This window comes from Streptomyces uncialis, from assembly GCF_001905345.1.
Lineage (GTDB): Bacteria > Actinomycetota > Actinomycetes > Streptomycetales > Streptomycetaceae > Streptomyces > Streptomyces uncialis.
In genome coordinates this window covers 389,684-406,402 of sequence record NZ_LFBV01000003.1, presented here as the reverse complement: position 1 = coordinate 406,402, position 16,719 = coordinate 389,684, and the positions used below count along the sequence as shown (strand labels likewise).

Genomic DNA, 16,719 nt, shown 5'->3' with positions numbered 1-16,719 from the left:
GGTTCTCCTGATTCGATGTCGCGGTCGAGGTGCCTGACGCGTGGACGGGTCAGGGCGCGGTGCTGACGATGCGCCAGTGACGCGACCGCTCGTACTGCCGGCTGAGCCGCGCGAACGTCCCTCCCGTGCGCAGCAGTTTGGCGGGCGTACCGGCCTCCACGACCCGGCCCCCGTCGAGCGAGACCACGTGATCCGCCGTGGCCAGGGTGGCGGGACGGTGGGCGATCACGATCACCGTGCGGGCGGGGTCGTCACCGAGATTGGAGATGGCCTGGGTGATCGCGGCCTCGTTCTCGGGGTCGAGCGCGGAGCTGGCCTCGTCGACGAGCACGATCCGGGCCCGCTTGAGCATCGCCCGCGCGATCGCCACCCGCTGACGCTCACCGCCCGACAACTGGGCGCCGGCCTCGCCCACCCGGGTGTGCCAGCCCTCCGGCAGCCGCTCGATCACCTCGTCGAGCCGCGCCGCGGCGGCCACCTCCCGCAGCTCGTCCCATGTCGCCTCCGGATGTGCGAGGCGCAGGTTGTTCTCGATGGTGTCGTCGAACAGATAGACGTCCTGGAAGACGATGGCGATCTCGTCGAGCAGGACACCCGGGTCGAGTTCCCGGACCTCGGTGCCGCCGACCCGTACCTGGCCCGCGTCGATGTCGAAGAAGCGCGCGATGAGCCGGGTCACCGTCGTCTTCCCGGAGCCCGAGGGCCCGACCAGCGCGGTGGTGGTGCCCGGTCGGCAGCGCAGCGACACGTCACGCAACGCGGGGCTGTCACCGCCCGGATAGGTGAAGTCGACGTGCGAGAACTCGACCTCGGCCGTCTCGATCCCGCGCACCGGCTCGGCCGGCACGGGCAGGGTGGGGGTCGCCAGCAGTTCCTCGATGCGCACGATCTGGTTGCGCAGCGCGCGCAGTGCCCCGATGAGGTCGATCAGGTTGCCGAGCGGCTCCAGGAAGCGGGCGGCCAGTACGAGCAGGGCGATCGCCTCGGCGACCCCGACGCGCCCGGTGAGCATCAGCTGCGCGGCCAGCGCGAGCACCGCGACGAACCCGCCCATGATCACGCCGGTGTACACGAAGAACGGCTGCCTGGCGCGGCGCATGCCGTCGCGGTAGGTCTCGCGGTGGTCCTCCAGCGCGGCCCGCATCCGGGGTGTGCCGTCGGCATGGCCCGCGGCCCGCAGGACGGGCTGGGCCTGGCCGAGCTCGATCGCCCGGCTGGCGACCCCGGTCGCCGCCCGCTCCAGCTCGATCTCCGCGATCTCCGCGATCCGCGCGGCCCGCCGCAGCGCTGCGTAGGCGACCAGCGCGATCACGCACAGCAGCAGTGCCATCCGCCAGTCGACCGCGAACGTCACGGCGACGACCGTCGCGGGCAGCAGGGTCGAGGTGATCACGGGTCCGCCGATCGTCACGGCGAGATGCGCGGCGTTGCCCACGTCCGCGGTCACCCCCCGCGCCAGCCGCGCCTTGTGCTCGGCGGTGAACCAGCCCAGCGTCAGGGTGCTCACATGGCGCATCAGCCGGCGGCGCAGTTGCGCCGCGAGCGCTCCCGCCGCCGCGAATCCCACCGGGGTGGCGATGATGCTCAGCACCGCGTACATGGCGGCGCCGCACGCGCCGACCACCAGCCACGGCGTGGCCGCGGCGAGATCGGGCTCGGGCCGTACGACGGCGTCCAGGACCGGGACGAGCAGGGCGAGCATCAGCCCTTGCAGGACGGCCTGGGCCGCGGTGAGAAGCCAGAGCCGGGCCAGCAGCCGCGGATTCGGCCACAGTCGGTACAGACGGCGGATCATGCGAGTACACCTTCCTGTGCGGCCCACATCCGGGCGTACAGCCCGTCGCGGGCGAGCAGCTCGTCGTGGCGGCCCCGTTCGGCCAGCCGTCCGTTGTCGAGTACGAGGATCTGGTCGGCGCCGGCGATGGTGTGCAGCCGGTGGGCGATCACGATCACCGTCTTGCCGGTCGCCAGGGTGGCGAGCGCGTCCTGGACCGCCGACTCGCTGTCGGCGTCCAGCGCGGCCGTCGCCTCGTCGAGGACGACGATCGGCGCGCCGGACAGGATCGCCCGCGCGATGGTCAGCCGCTGGCGCTCACCACCGGACAGACTGCCGCCGCCCGCGTCGAGCAACGTGTCGTACCCGTCGGGCAGTTGCTCGATCACCTCGTAGATGTGCGCGGCGGCCGCCGCCCGGCGGACCTCTTCGTCGGTCGCCCCCGGCCTGCCGATGCGGATGTTCTCCGCGACGCTGTCGCGCAGCAGCGCGACATCCTGGAACACCAGCGACATCGACGCCAGCAGCTCGGCGGACGGGATCGAGCGCACATCGACGCCGCCGATCCGGACCGCTCCGTCCGACACGTCGTAGAAGCGTGGCAGCAGGCTCGCGAGGGTGCTCTTCCCGGCGCCCGACGGCCCCACGATCGCGGTGACCTGGCCCGGCGCGCAGACGGCGCTGATCTTGTCGACCGCGGTGGTCACCCCGTCGTAGGAGAACGAGACACGGTCGAACTCGACGCCGTGACCGGACGGTGCCCGGGGAAGCTCGGGCTCGGGCAGCGGCGGACGGGCCAGCAGCCGCTCGATGTTGGCCGCGCCCATCCGGCCCTTGCGCACGCCCTGGGAGGCGGTCACGGCCGGGAGGATGGAGTTCGGCATGCCGACCGCGACGACGAGGAACGCCACGAGGTCCGCGACGCCGAGCGACCCGTGGTCGACGAACGTCAGCCCGGCGGCCGTCATCGCGGTGAGGACGGCCATCTCCGAACCGAACAGCCGTGCCGCCGCCGAGCTGTAGCGCACCTCGGCGACCCATGCCGCGAACGCCTGGGTGTGCTCGTCCACGGCGTCGTCGAAGCGGCGCAGGACGCGGCCCCCGGTGCCGAACGTCTTGACCACCTGGATTCCGTCGGCGTACTCCACACTGGCCGCGCTGATCCGCGCGTCGGCGGCGGTCAGCCGGTTCATATGGGTCGTCATGGAGCGCATGGAGACGCGGTAGCAGACCGCCATGAGGCCCAGTACGCCCAGCGCGATCAGTGTCATCCGGACATCGACGAAGAACAGATAGCCCGTCCCGACGGCCATCACCGTGACCGCTCCGGTCAACTGTCCGAGGGCGTGCGCGATGACCTCGTGCATCTCCTCCAGGTCGCCCGTCATCGCCCTCTTGACCCGGCCCGAGCCCGCGAGACGGAACCAGCCCAACGGCAGCGCGCCGAGGTGGCGCACGATCCGCACCCGCAGATCGTGCAGGATCGCCGCGTCGGCGTAGTGCCCCACCCGGGAGGACTGCACCAGCAGCACCAGCCACACGCTGGCACCCGCCGCACCGATACCGACCCAGGTCCAGATGGCCGAGTGCGCCCCGGTGGGGTCTTCGAGCATGATCCGCGCGATCTCGGCGACGGCGATGTAGGGCACGATGCCCGCCGCCGCGCTCAGGGACGAGAGGACCGCGCAGATCACGAGATGGGTCCGGATCGGTGCGAGCAACCGCGCCAGAGCGCCGGATTTCGCGAGTCCCGCGGACGGGTCGGCCTCCTGGTAGGACCGCGAGGTGTCGACCGCTGGTGCGTCTGGTGTCGTGCTCATGCCTCTTCCTCCCCGGGGGCCGCCGGCACCGTCGCCGGTCCTACGGCCCCATGGATCTCGACGCAGCCTCCACCGTCACCCTGGGGTGCGGTAAGGCATGCCTAACCTCACCTCAATCTTGAGTCTTCAAGGTCACTTGATGTCAAATGAGCGCATGAGCGATCCAGTCGGTGTCTCGATCGGCCAGGCGGCGGCCCTCTACGGCCTCGCGCCGTCGACCCTGCGATGGTGGGAGTCGCAGCACGTGCTCCCCGAACCGCCGCGCGTCAACGGGCGACGGACCTATACCGAGACCGAACTCCGCCGCATCGGTCTGGCGTATCTGTGCTGCGTGGTCGGCACGATGCCGCTCGACCAGGCCGCCGTCGTGACCGCCGGTGGCAGGAACCAGCACTGGCAGCGCACGGTGAAGGGCCAGGCCGGGCTGATCGAGGAGAAGATCAGGCAGTTGCGGAGCGCGCACGCGTATCTGCTGCACCTGCTGGGATGCCCGGACGACGACATCGTCGGCCAATGCCCGGACCTCGACGGCGAACTGATCGACCAGACACCACGCGGGCGCGTCGCCACCCCCGGACTCGTCGCCGCGGCGCAGTCCATCCCCCGCCGTGGCAAGCGTGATGAAATGCCGCCGCCCCGTGACGAAACCCCGGCGACGGTCTCCGTTCGCTGCGATGTCTGCGCGAGCCCCGTCCCCCAACCGGCGCGGGGCCGCCGCCGCAAGTACTGCTCACGCGCCTGCCAGCAACGGCGCTACCGCCAGAACACGGCCCGGCCCCCGGCCCGCTGACCGGCGACCACCCGACGGGCGACTCCCGCCGAACGGCGGACCGGCAGCCCCGGTGAGGGGACGGCCGCACCGAGACCGCCGCGACCCCGCTGCCCGCTACCGACAACGGGCGTACGCGCACGCACCGAAGGCCCGGTGGACGTGGGTGATCGACCACGCCCACCGGGCCTTCGGCCGCGGCGGGTGCTCCCTACCGGAAGGCGGGCAGTCCGGTCATGGCCTGGCCGATGACGAGCTTGTGCATCTCCGGGGTGCCCTCGTACGTCAGGACCGACTCCAGGTTGGCCATATGGCGGATCACCGGGTACTCCAGCGAGATCCCGTTGGCGCCCAGGACCGTGCGGGCGCTGCGGCAGATGTCGAGCGCCTTGTTCACGTTGTTGAGCTTGCCCATGCTGACCTGCTCGGGGCGCAGACCCGGACCGTCCTTGCGCCGTCCCAGATGCAGGGCGAGCAGGGTGCCGCACGTCAGCTCCACCGCCATATGGGCCAGCTTCTCCTGGGTGAGCTGGAAGCCCGCGATCGCCTTGCCGAACTGCGTGCGCTGTCCCGCGTACTCCAGGGCGGCCGCCAGCGAACTGCGCGCGGCACCCATCGCGCCCCAGACGATGCCGTAGCGCGCCTCGTTCAGACAGGACAGCGGGCCGCGCAGCCCCCGCACCTCCGGCAGCATCGCGTCCCCGGGCAACCGGACCCCGTCCAGGACGAGTTCACTGGTGACCGACGCCCGCAGCGACAGCTTGTGCTTGATCAGCGGGGCGGAGAAACCGGGGGTGTCGGTCGGCACCACGAAGCCGCGCACCCCTTCCTCGGCCCGGGCCCACACCACCGCCACATCCGCGACGGAACCGTTGGTGATCCACATCTTGCGGCCGTCGAGGACCCAGTCACCGCCGTCCCGGACGGCGCGGGTGAGCATCCCGGCCGGATCGGAGCCGTGGTCGGGCTCGGTCAGACCGAAACAGCCGATCGCCTCACCGGCGGCCATGGGCGGCAGCCAGCGCCGCTTCTGCTCCTCGCTGCCGTGCTGCCGGATCGCGTACATCGCCAGCGAGCCCTGGACACTGACCAGGGAACGGATGCCCGAGTCGCTGGCCTCCAACTCCATACAGGCGAGCCCGTAGTCGACGGCGCTCATCCCGGCGCACCCGTAGCCCTCCAGATGCATACCGAGCAGGCCGAGACCACCGAGTTCCTTGGCGAGTTCCCGGATGGCGGGCAGCTCGCCCTTCTCGAACCATTCGGCGACATAGGGGTCCACGGCCGTGTCGCAGACCTGCCGGACGGCCGCCCGGACCGCCTTCTCCTCGGGGCTGAGCATGTCGTCGATGCCCGCCAGGTCGAGCGGATCGGACTTGGCGCGGACGGCGCCGGACGTTCTGCCGGATGCGGTGGACATGGGTCCTGCCTTTCGGACGCGGAGCTGGGCCGGTGGTCGGGTACGGGGACGGGCGGTGCGGTGCGACGGCGGTCCCGGAGGTTCGGGAGGGCGGCGGAGGCGGGTCAGCCGCTGCTGGGAAGCGGCTCACCTCCCGGTCCGGCGAGCCAGGCGCGTACCGCGTCGCCGTGCTCGTCCAGCCGGGGCGGTGGCGAGGGTTCGCGGACCGGCCCGGTGGAGTACGTGACCGGGTGCCGGACCGTGGGCGTCCCCCCGCCGGCCGGGGCCACGGTGGGGGACAGGCCCAGCTCCTCGGCGAGCGCGAATCCGTCGGCGATCGTGCCGACCCTCCCGGCCGGGACCCCCGCCCCGGTGAGCCGTGTCTGCCAGTCGGCGGCGTCGCCGTGCGCGAGTCGTTCCTCCAGCGCCGCCACCAGCTCCTCGCGGTGCCCGACCCGGGCGGCGTTCGTACGGAACCGCGCGTCGTCGGCCAGTGCCGCCGCGCCGAGCGCGGTGGCCAGCCGGGCGAACTGGCCGTCGTTGCCGCAGGCGACCGCCAGCAGTCCGTCACGGCAGCGCAGCGTCTCGTAAGGGGCGATGGAGGGATGGCGATTGCCCATCCGCCCTGGCGGCCGGCCGGTCTCCAGGAAGCCCTGGGCCTGGTTCACCAGGGAGCCCAGCAGGCTGGACAGCAGATCGACCTCCACCCGGCAGCCGCGTCCGGTCCGGGCCCGGCCAGCCAGCGCCGCGAGGACACCGATCACGGCGTCCTTGCCGGTCAGTACGTCGACCAGCGCCACACCGGCCTTCGCCGGGTCGCCGTCCGTCTCGCCGGTGACGCTCATCAGTCCGCCGACGGCCTGGACGACGAAGTCGTAACCCAGCAGCCCGGCACCCGCGCCACCGCCGAACCCGGTGATCGAGCAGTACACGACCCCGGGATTGACGGCGGACACCCGCTCGTAGCCGAGACCCAGCCGGTCCAGTGAGCCGGTACGGAAGTTCTCCACCACCACATCGGCGCGGTGGGCCAGTTCCTGCCCGAGCGCGCGGTCGGTGTCGTCGGTCAGATCGAGGGCGATGCCCAGCTTGGAGCGGTTGACGCTGTCGAAGTACGTCGTGGACGTGGCCGACCAGGGCGGCCCCCACGCACGGGTGTCGTCGCCGGAACCGGGCCGCTCCACCTTGACGACCGTCGCCCCCAGATCCGCCAGGGTCATCGTGCACAGCGGCCCGGCCAGCACCCGGCTGAAGTCCGCGACCAGTATCCCGTCCAGCGGCCCGCTCACGCCCCGGCCCCCGTCCCGGCGGGAGCCGCCGCCACCGGCACCCCGTCCAGCCGCCGGACCACATGCCAGGGATTGCCGTCGCGCAGCGCCTCGGGCAGGGCCGCCCGCGGCACGTTCTGATAGGCGACCGGCCGGGTGAAGCGGTCCAGCGCCCCCGCCCCGACACTGGTGGCGTCCGGCCTGCTGGTCGCGGGCCAGGGACCGCCGTGCTGCTGCGCCCAGGAGGTCGCCACCCCTGTCGGCCAGCCGTCGACGACCACCCGCCCGGTGCGCCCCGCCAGACGCTCCACGAGCCACGGCAGGTCGGGGTCCGCCGGGCCGCAGGAGATCACGGAGGCGGCGAGCGACGGCTGGAGCGTGTCCAGCGCCTCGCGCAGACCGGCCGTGCCGTCGTACTCCACGACCAGTGCCACTGGGCCGAAGCACTCCGCCAGCAGCCGTGAGCCGGGCCGCAGCGCCCGCGCGGGTGCGGACAGGACCGTCGGCGCGGCGGCGAACCCCTCCTCGGACGGCGCCACGGTGGCCACCCGCTCCGCCCCCGCGGCCAGCAGATCGGCGACACCCCGCCGGTACGCCTCGGCGATCCCCTCGGTCAGCAGCCACCCGGGCCGTACGCCCTTCAGCGCCGCCGCGACCGCCTCCGCCGCGCCGCTGCCCGCGGGGGCCAGCAGCAGACCGGGTTTGGTGCAGAACTGGCCCTGCCCCAGGGTGAACGACCCGGTGAAGCCGTCCGCAGCGGCCGTCAGCCCGGCCCGGTCAGCGGCCGCGGCGGGGGTCAGAACCGCCGGATTGACGGTCCCCATCTCGGCGAAGACGGGCACCGGTACCGGGCGGCTGGCCGCCCGCTCGACGAGCGCGGTGCCGCCGCTCTGCGAACCGGTGAAGGCCACGGCCGCCACTTCGGGCGCGTCCACCAGGGCGAGTCCCGTGTCGAAGCCGGTGACCAGGGCGAACGCCCCCGCCGGAGCCCCCGCGCCACGCAGCGCGGCCGAGACCAGGACGCCGAGCCGCGCGCTCAGCAGGGGATGCGCGGGGTGCGCCTTGACCAGTACGGGGCACCCGGCGGCCAGGGCGGACGCGGTGTCGTGCCCGGCGACCCCGAACGCGAACGGGAAGTTCCCCGCGCCGAACACCGCCACCGGGCCCAGCGGCCGGTTGATCCGCCGCAGCTCCACCGAACCGGTCGTCGCCGGTCCGTCGATCCGGACACCGAGCCAGCCGCCCTCCACGGCGACCGACCCGTAGAAACGGGACTGCGCGGCCGCGCGGCCCACCTCGCCGCGCAACCGGTCCGTGCCCAGCGCGGTCTCGGCCTCGGCGAGCGCGGTCAGCTCATCGGTGTGCTCCACCAGCGCGTCCGCGACGGCCGTGAGCCACGCCGCCCGTACGGCGGGGGCGGTCGCGGCGATCTCGTGCGCGTCCCGCGCGGCGGCGGCGAGCAGGGCGGACAGCTCCGCGGGCGCGGTGGCGGGCGGCCCGGCGGTCGCGGCGCCTGTGCGCGGATCACGGCTCACCTCGGCCCCGGGCTCCGCACCGCGATTCACCTCGGCCGGGGGGACAGCAGCAGGGGACATCGGGGACGTCCTTCCATGGGCGGGTCGCTGGTGCTGTCGAAACTAGGTGCCGAAGGCCCTGGAAATCCCTGTACGTTCCATCCGAGAATGGCCGGAAGCTGTGCGAAGCGCACAGCACCCGACACCGGGAGAGCCCCATGCCCGCGCTCGACGACCTCGTACGCCTGCTGGGGGCCGACCTCGAACCCGTCACCCCCGCGCTCGCGCCCCCGCTGGACATCACCGGCGTCCACGTCAGCGAGCTGACCGACCCGACGCCCTATCTCACCGGCGGGGAACTCCTGCTCACCACCGGTATGGGGCTCACCGGCCAGACGGCGCAGGCCCGCGCGTACACCGCGCGGCTGGCGGCCCGTGGTGTCGCCGCGCTCGGCATCGGGCTCGGGCCCGTGCACACCACCGTCCCCGGGACCCTCGTCGAGGCGTGCGAGAGCGCCGGGCTGCCGCTGTGCGCGGTCCCCGCCCCCACCCCGTTCCTCACCATCGCGCGCACCTACTGGTCACTGACCGCCGCCGCCGGGCACGAGCAGCTGAGCGCCGCTCTCGGCGCGCACCGCGAACTGATCCGCTCGGCGGCCGGACCCGAGCCCGTCCGCGCCGTGGTGCGCACCCTCGCCGACGCGGTGGAGGGCTGGGCGGCCCAGCTCACCCCGCAGGGCGAGGTGGTGGCGGTCTGGCCGCGCGAACACCGCTCCAGCGCCCGGCGGATCGCCGCGGAGGTCGCCCGGCTGCGGGTGGCGGGCCCGCACTCCTCCGCGACGTTCCCGCTGGGGGACGACGACGTCGTGCTGCATCCGCTGACCGGACGCGGGCCGCTGAGCGGCTTCGTCGCCACCGGCTGCCCCCGCCCCATGAAGGCCCCCGACAGACAGCTCGTCCTGACCGCGTGCGCGCTGCTCGCCCTCCAGAGCGAACAGCGGCGCCGGGGTGTCGCGGCGGCACGCACCGCGCGCGCCTGTGTGGCCCGGCTGGTGCTGAGCGGCCATCTCGACGCGGCCCGGTCCCTGGGCGCCGACCTCGGTCTGCCCGCGATCCCCGCCCGGGTCCGGCTGTTCGCCGTGGCCGGGCTCACCGGTGGTGCCGACGAGGTGCTCGACGTACTCGAACCGGCGGTCGGCCCCGGCAGGCAACTGCTGGCCGTGGCCGAGCCGGACGAGCTCTGGGTCCTGGCCGGACCGGACGACACACAGGCGCTGCGGGCCGCCGTGCGGCGGCTGACCACGGAACGGCTTCCCGGCGCCAGGGCCGTGCTGGGCCTTCCGGCCGCCGCGGCCGAGCTGCACCGGCAGCTCCCGGCGCTCAGCCGCACCCTGGCCGCTGTCCCGCCGGGCACCTCGCGCGACCTGGCCGACGACGGCACTGCCGCGGCTCCCTCGCTGGACCCGGTCCTCGGCTACCGGCGCGCCGATCTGGCCGGTGCCGTCGTCGCTTATCTGCGCCATCGGGGCCACTGGGAGCGCGCCGCCGCCGACCTCGGTGTCCACCGCAACACCCTGCGGAACCGCATCGCGACCGCCGCCCGGCTGATGGACGCGGACCTCGACGACCCGGACACGGCGAGCCGCACCTGGCTGGCCCTCCGGGCGGCCGGCCTCGCCTGACGGGCCGTCGTCAGCGGGCGGAACAGCCGTGACCCACGGTGGGCCCCGGCCCGCAGACCGCCGACCGGTGGTGCGGACCGGCCCGGGACCCGGGTGGCGTCGCGATCGCCACCCGGGTCAGGGGTGACTCAGAGGGTGGACTTGAACAGCAGCCGGTTCGGGGTACCGCTGACATTGCCGCGGATCGCGTTGGCCGTGCTGTTGCTGATGATCCAGTTGTTGACCGTGGTGCTCGGGGCGTCGCCGTTGACCGCCTTGTAGAGCGCCGCCACCCCGGCCACGTGCGGCGCGGCCATCGACGTACCGCTCATGGTGGTGGTGCCGCCACCGGCCCGGGCGGAGACGATGTTCACCCCGGGGGCGTAGAGGTCGGTGCACCGGCCGTAGTTGCTGAATCCGGCCTTGGAGTCGCCGGAGTCCGAAGCGGCGATCGCCAGGGCGTCCTGAGCGCTCGCCGGGGAGTAGTTGCAGGCGTCCTGGTTGTTGTTCATCGCCGAGATCGTGGTGTGCACCCCGGAGCGGGCCAGGGCGGTGGCCGCGTTGTTGAGGGCGGTGGAGAAACCGCCGCCGAGGGAGGCGTTGGCGACCGCGGGCTTCACCGCGTTCTGCCGGACCCAGTCGAATCCCGCGATGATGGCGGAGTTGGCACCGCTGTTCTGGCAGTTGAGCACCCGCACCCCGCGCAGCTGCACCCCCTTCGCCACCCCGTACGTCGAGCCGCCGATGGTGCCCGCGACATGGGTGCCGTGACCGTTGCAGTCCCGGCCGTTGCCGCCGAGGGCGTCGAAGGCGCTACGGGCCCGGCCGCCGAACTCCGGGTGGGTCGCGTCGATACCCGAGTCGATGACGTACGCGGTGACACCGGCACCCGTGCTGCCGTAGTTGTACTTGTTGTCACGTCCGCTGCGCTGGTCTATCCGGTCCAGACCGTAGGACGGGTTGTTCTGCGTCGCGGTGCTGGTGACGATCTGGTCCTCCTCGATGGCGAGGACACGCGCGTCACCACGCAACGCCTTCAGCTGGCCGGGCGTCAGCTCCGCGGCGAAGCCGTTGATGACCTTGTCGTACACGTACGCGGTGTCGATCGACCGCTTCTCCGCGATGCCGGTCGGGTCGGCGCCGGACTTGAGGGTGACGATGTAGCGTCCCTTGATCTCCTTGCCGGCCGGAGCTTCGGCGACCTTGACCGCCGGGGTCGGATCGGCCACCGGGGCGGCCGAGCCGACCCCCGGTATCAGGGTCAGCGGGACGGCGAGACCTATCGCTCCGACGGTGAGGACGCCGAGGTGGGTTCTGCGCATGTGGAGGGTGCACCTTTCTGGGTCCGGCCGCACTGTGCCGCGGGCCGGGTGTGTACGGAGCGCACCCCGTTCATCCGGACGTGGGGTCCGGGCCGCGTGACGCGGGACGGGGCGGCGGGAGGTGGCACGTCCCACCGCGTGAGCGACGCGGTGAGCGACCGCGCGGCGCACGGACCGAGCGGGGTGGAGGGCCACCGGTGCCGGATCGCCTGTGCCCATCGCAGGACCCCCGGCCACCCGGCACGGAACGTCCACGGGCGGGATCACCGCCCGCCGGAGCACCGTTGCCGCCGGGTGTGCCGACAACATACCGGCGTCAACCATGTGTTGACCCGGCCGAAACAGGCGTGACCCTTTGCGGACACGGCGGCCCCCGGCCCCGGCCGAACGCGAGGGCCCTGACCAAGGGATCTGCCTCCGTTAGTGTTCGGGCCATGGCCGTCGACGAGTCGCCCACGAACGCCGCTGCCGCGCACCGGAGCGCGCCCGCCTCCTCCGGGTCCGCGCCGGACGGGGCGGCGCCGGGCGGGACCGGGGCGGACGCCGGGGACGGGCCGGGGACAGCCGGGGGAAGGGCCGCCCGACGGGAGCGCAACCGCGGCGGTGACGCCTTGGACGTCCTGCCCGGGGACATCCTGGACTGGCTCACCGCGCGGCGGCTCGTCGACCGGGACCGGCGGCACGCGAACTCACCGGAGCGGGTGCTCCATGAACTGGTCGCCGAGCAGCGCCGCCAACTCGGCCAGTTCCACCGCGGTCTGGACGCCGTCCAGGGCCTGCTGCGCCTGGTGGCCGACCCTCAGACGTCCGGACGCATGACCGTCGAGGCCGAGTACTTCACCGACCGCGCCCGGCTCCGCCAGCGTCTGTACGACCTGGACGTCCTGTGCCAGGGCGAACTCCTCTGCATGCGCGGCACCTTCCCCGAGCCCGAGGATCTGGCGGACAGCCTGGAGGCGGACCTGGCGATGCTCGCCCGCGGCGTCACGATCCGGCTGCTCGTCTCGGCCGGTGCCGCGCGCAGGCCCGGTGCCTCCCGCTTCCTGACCGCGCTGTCCGACCACGGCGCGGAGATCCGGCTCGCCGCCGCCGTGCCCCTCCAGCTCAACATCGTCGACCGCCGGACGACCGTCCTCGCGCTGCACCTCGCCGAGGACGGGGCCGGACCGCCCGAGGACATCCTGTTCCACAGCACCCGGCTCGCCCTGTGCTTCGCCCGGGTCTTCGAGCACCACTGGGACGTCTCGCTGCCCTACGGGAGGGAGACGGGCCGCGGCGAACCGGCCGAGGAGTGGACCCCGAGGGAGCGGGAGATACTGGCCCTCCTCGCCTCCGGCGCCAAGGACGAGGCGATCGCGCGCCGACTGGGCTGCTCGGAGCGCACCCTGCGCCGACTGCTCGCCGCCCTGGTCCGCAGACTCGGCGCCGAGAGCCGCTTCGCGGCGGGGGTGCGCGCGGCCCGGCTCGGCCTGCTGGACGGCTCCTGACACAGCCACGACGGGCCCGCTTCCCGTCCGCGTGACCGCGCCCGCCGACGATGATCACCGGCGCCGTCCCGATACGCGGAGCCCGACCTATGAGGCGAAGAGACGTCGAACCTGTAGAAATGCGACATGGCAGTGTCAAGGGGCTCGTCCACTCCGCAGGAGCACACCCATGACTCCGGTGCCGCTCGTGACCAAGGCCCGCGCGGACGCTCGGTCCTCGGGGTGCGCAGCGTCGTCGGTCAGATGTTCGTCCTGCAACTCGTCGTCGTGGTGCTGCTGGCCGCCGGAGCCGTCGCACTGCTGCTGCTCCTCGCCCAGCGGGAGAGCGAGCAGGAGGCCGCCAGCCGCTCGCTCGCCGTCGCCCAGGGCTTCGCCAACTCCCCGGGTGTCGCTCCCGCCCTGGAGTCGTCCGATCCCACGGCCCTGCTCCAGCCCGGCGCCGAAGCCGCCCGGAAGGGCTCGGACGTGGACTTCGTGGTCGTCGTGGGACGCGACGGCCTGCGCTACACCCATCCCCTTCCGGACCGTATCGGCAAGCCCAGCTCCCGGGACATCACCCCGCTCCTCGCCGGACACACGGTCGTCGAGGAGCGGGTGGGCACGCTCGGACCGCAGATCCGGGCCTACGTCCCCGTCAGGAACCGCGGCGGGACCGTGGTCGGCGCCGTCGGTGCGGGCGTCACCATCGCCGAGGTCAGCAGCGCCGCCGCCGACCAGTTGCCGCTGGTCATCGGCGGCGTCGTCGGTGCGGTGGCCGTCTCCACGGCCGGCGCGGCCCTGCTCAGCAGACGGCTGCTGCGCCAGACACACGGACTCGGCCCGGCCGAGATCACCCGTCTGTACGACCACCACGACGCCGTGCTCCACGCGGTCAAGGAAGGCGTGGTCATCGTCGACCGGGAGCGAAGGCTGGTCCTGGCCAACGACGAGGCCCAGCGGCTGCTCGAACTCCCGCCGGGCTCCGAAGGCCGGAAGGTGACGGACCTCGGTCTCTCCGGCGGCGTCGCCGAACTCCTGTCGTCGGGCCGGGCCGTCGCCGACGAGATGCACGAGGCGGGCGGACGGCTGCTGGCGGTCAACCAGCGCCCCACCTCGCGCCACGGCCCGGACGGCAGCGTCGCCACCCTGCGCGACTCCACCGAACTGCTCGCCCTCTCCAGCAGCGCCGACGCGGCACGGCGCCGGCTGGGGGTGCTCTACGACGCCTCCGTACATGTCGGAACCACCCTGGAAGTCCCGCGCACCGCCCAGGAACTCGCCGAGACCGCCGTACCCCGGTTCGCCGACTTCGCCACCGTCGACCTGGCGGAACCCGTCCTGCGCGGCGACGAGCTCCAGGGCACCGAACGGGTCCTGCGGCGCACCGCCGTCACGGGCGTCCGGGACGACCACCCGCTCTATCCCCGGGGGCGGCTGATCCGGCTCGTGAGCTCCACCCCCCAGGCGCAGGGGCTCTCCAGCGGCCGTGCCGTCGTCGAACCCGATCTGCGCCGGGCCGCGGGCTGGCACGCCCAGGACCCCGAGCGCGCGCGGCGCATCGTCGACTACGGCATCCATTCCCTGATCAGCGCCCCGCTCTCGGCGCGCGGGGTGGTGCTGGGCGTGGCCAGCTTCTGGCGTTCGGAGAAGCCCGAACCGTTCGAGGACGACGATCTCGCCCTCGCCGAGGAACTCACCGCACGGGCGGCGGTCTGCATCGACAACGCCCGCCGGTACACCAAGGAGCACTCCGTGGCAGTGACGTTGCAACGCAGCCTCATGCCGCGCGGTCTGCCCGTCCAGACCGCCCTGGAGGTGGCGACCCGCTATCTGCCCGCCCAGGCGGGGGTCGGAGGCGACTGGTTCGACGTCATCCCCCTGCCCGGCGCCCGGGTCGCCCTCGTCGTCGGCGATGTGGTCGGCCACGGTCTGCACGCCGCCGCCACCATGGGGCGACTGCGGACAGCCGTGCACAACTTCTCCTCCCTCGACCTCGCCCCGGACGAGATCCTCAGCCATCTGGACGAGCTGGTGGAGCAGATGGACCAGGACCGGACCACCGACGAACAGAGCCATGACGTCACCGGAGCGACCTGCCTGTACGCCGTCTACGACCCGATCACCGGAAGCTGCTCCCTGGCCGCCGCGGGACACCCCCCACCGCTCGTGGCCCTCCCCGACGGCACGGCGTACTACCCCCGGCTCTCCCCCTCACCGCCTCTGGGAGCGGGCGGCGGGCTCCCGGTGGAGAGCACCCAGATCCAGCTGCCCGAGGGGGCCCGGCTCATCCTCTACACCGACGGCCTGGTCGAGGACCGGCGCCGCGACATCGACGCGGGGCTCGCCCTCCTGCGGACCGCCGTCACGGGCAGGGCGGGCCTCGGACCGGAGGAGACCTGCCAGGAGATCCTCGACGCCATGCTGCCCGAGGACCCGGGCGACGACATCGCCCTGATGGTGGCCCGCACCCGCCCGCTGGACCCGGACTCGGTGGCGCAGTGGGAGGTGCCGTCCGACCCCGCGGCCGTCGCCGTGACCCGCAACGCGTGCGCGCGCCAGTTGGCGGCCTGGGGCCTCGACGACATCGCCTTCACCGCCGAACTGATCCTCAGCGAACTCATCACCAACGCCATCCGCTACGCCACTCAGCCCATCACCGTACGGCTGATCCACGGCGCCGGTCTCATCTGCGAGGTCTCCGACGGCAGCAGCACCGCCCCGCATCTGCGCCGCGCCGCGCTGACCGACGAGGGCGGACGCGGCCTGTTCCTCGTGGCCCAGCTGGCCGACCGGTGGGGCACCCGATACACCGCCACCGGCAAGGTGCTGTGGACGGAACAGGCGATCCACCCCACGGGGACCCCGCCGGCCGTCTTCGACGACCTGCTCGGCCTGGACGACATCTGACGCGGACCCCGGCCCCGGCGGCCCCATGGGACCGTCCGGGACGAGGGCCGCGCCCGGTCCGACAGTGCCTCCGCCGCAGCCGCCGGCAACGCCGCTTCCGACGCCGCCGGACCCGCCACGCCGATCCGCCCGTCACCCGTCACCCGTCGACCGGAACGCCGGACCGGGACGCCGTCACGCCCACCCGCCGCTCAGCACTTCTCGTTCTCGTAGTACTCGGCCTGCGCGATCCCCTCGTTCTCGCCCCGGCCGGCCGAACCGTCCGCGAGGTCGACGCCCACGGCTTCCGCCCCTGTCGCCTCGATCTCCCGGCAGATCCGCTTCCGCTGCGCGGGCCCGATCGCCTCCCACGCGACATCCCAGACGGCCTTGTCGGTGTGCGTGGGCTCGTACGCCAGGATCTCGTCCTTGTGCTCCGTGAGTACGGCGGCCACGGCCTCCCGGTACTCGGCGGCCGTCAGGGCCTCGCACTCGGGTTCCCCGGACACGTCCCGGACGTCGTCGGCCTGGTAGGCGCGGTCGAGGAGGGCCTGACAGTCCTCGAAGTCGTGGACTGGTGAGGGCATGGGGGCCGGGCTGGTGGTTCTCAGCGGCAGGATCGTGGTCTTGTCGGGGCCGTCGTTGCCGCATGCGGCAAGCGTCGAGAGCAGTAGCGCGGCGATCGTGGCGACGGCGGTGCGGGTGTCCATGGTCCCCCCCAGGGATTGGCGTGGGGCCATCATCGAGCGGGGCATGCCCAGGGGTGGGTGGAGTGCCCGTTTCGTGACCCGCGAAATCCCTGCTCGTCGCCGGTGCGAGGCGGGTCCGGACGACTGGTGT

11 protein-coding genes are annotated in these 16,719 nt (G+C 73.2%); 4 read left to right on the top strand and 7 right to left on the bottom strand.

Annotated features, from left to right (window positions below):
- Positions 1-49 precede the first annotated feature (49 nt).
- Both AB852_RS15725 and AB852_RS15720 read right to left on the bottom strand, forming a co-directional pair.
- Positions 50-1,795, bottom strand: coding sequence for an ABC transporter ATP-binding protein (locus tag AB852_RS15725; RefSeq protein ID WP_073788532.1), 1,746 nt, complete (start codon positions 1,793-1,795; stop codon positions 50-52).
- Positions 1,792-3,594 (bottom strand): ABC transporter ATP-binding protein, encoded by a 1,803-nt coding sequence (locus tag AB852_RS15720; RefSeq protein ID WP_073788530.1) that lies wholly within the window; start codon positions 3,592-3,594, stop codon positions 1,792-1,794. The genes AB852_RS15725 and AB852_RS15720 overlap by 4 nt, the downstream gene beginning before the upstream one ends.
- A 154-nt stretch (positions 3,595-3,748) precedes the next feature.
- Here AB852_RS15720 and AB852_RS15715 point away from each other — a divergent pair, with 154 nt between their 5' ends.
- The gene (locus AB852_RS15715) at positions 3,749-4,384 is read left to right on the top strand and encodes a helix-turn-helix domain-containing protein (protein WP_107499246.1); all 636 of its coding nucleotides are present in this window, start codon (positions 3,749-3,751) and stop codon (positions 4,382-4,384) included.
- 190 nt (positions 4,385-4,574) lie between these two features.
- Here the strand turns inward: AB852_RS15715 and AB852_RS15710 are convergent, their stop codons facing one another.
- The 3 genes from AB852_RS15710 to AB852_RS15700 all read right to left on the bottom strand — a co-directional run bounded on the left by AB852_RS15710 (position 4,575) and on the right by AB852_RS15700 (position 8,625).
- Complete coding sequence (locus tag AB852_RS15710; RefSeq protein WP_073788526.1) at positions 4,575-5,783, bottom strand: acyl-CoA dehydrogenase family protein; 1,209 nt, start codon at positions 5,781-5,783, stop codon at positions 4,575-4,577.
- Positions 5,784-5,887: 104 nt separating this feature from the next.
- Positions 5,888-7,051, bottom strand: coding sequence for a CaiB/BaiF CoA transferase family protein (locus AB852_RS15705; RefSeq protein ID WP_073788524.1), 1,164 nt, complete (start codon positions 7,049-7,051; stop codon positions 5,888-5,890).
- On the bottom strand, positions 7,048-8,625 hold the full coding sequence (locus AB852_RS15700; RefSeq protein ID WP_079184637.1) for an aldehyde dehydrogenase family protein: 1,578 nt from the start codon (positions 8,623-8,625) through the stop codon (positions 7,048-7,050). Before AB852_RS15700 ends, AB852_RS15705 begins: the two co-directional genes overlap by 4 nt.
- A 137-nt stretch (positions 8,626-8,762) precedes the next feature.
- Here AB852_RS15700 and AB852_RS15695 point away from each other — a divergent pair, with 137 nt between their 5' ends.
- On the top strand, positions 8,763-10,226 hold the full coding sequence (locus AB852_RS15695; protein WP_073788520.1) for a PucR family transcriptional regulator: 1,464 nt from the start codon (positions 8,763-8,765) through the stop codon (positions 10,224-10,226).
- Between the two features lie 128 nt (positions 10,227-10,354).
- Here the strand turns inward: AB852_RS15695 and AB852_RS15690 are convergent, their stop codons facing one another.
- Positions 10,355-11,527 carry a S8 family peptidase gene (locus AB852_RS15690; RefSeq protein ID WP_073788517.1) on the bottom strand — a complete coding sequence of 391 codons (1,173 nt, stop codon included), beginning with the start codon at positions 11,525-11,527 and terminating at the stop codon, positions 10,355-10,357.
- Positions 11,528-11,961: 434 nt separating this feature from the next.
- On the opposite strand from AB852_RS15690, the gene AB852_RS15685 reads away from it, so the two are divergent.
- Both AB852_RS15685 and AB852_RS15680 read left to right on the top strand, forming a co-directional pair.
- On the top strand, positions 11,962-13,014 hold the full coding sequence (locus tag AB852_RS15685; RefSeq protein WP_073788515.1) for a helix-turn-helix transcriptional regulator: 1,053 nt from the start codon (positions 11,962-11,964) through the stop codon (positions 13,012-13,014).
- Positions 13,015-13,140: 126 nt separating this feature from the next.
- Positions 13,141-15,900, top strand: a complete 2,760-nt coding sequence (locus tag AB852_RS15680) for a SpoIIE family protein phosphatase (RefSeq protein ID WP_425444171.1) — start codon at positions 13,141-13,143, stop codon at positions 15,898-15,900.
- Between the two features lie 191 nt (positions 15,901-16,091).
- On the opposite strand, the gene AB852_RS15675 is transcribed toward AB852_RS15680, so the two are convergent.
- On the bottom strand, positions 16,092-16,589 hold the full coding sequence (locus AB852_RS15675) for a hypothetical protein (protein ID WP_073788513.1): 498 nt from the start codon (positions 16,587-16,589) through the stop codon (positions 16,092-16,094).
- Positions 16,590-16,719 lie beyond the last annotated feature (130 nt).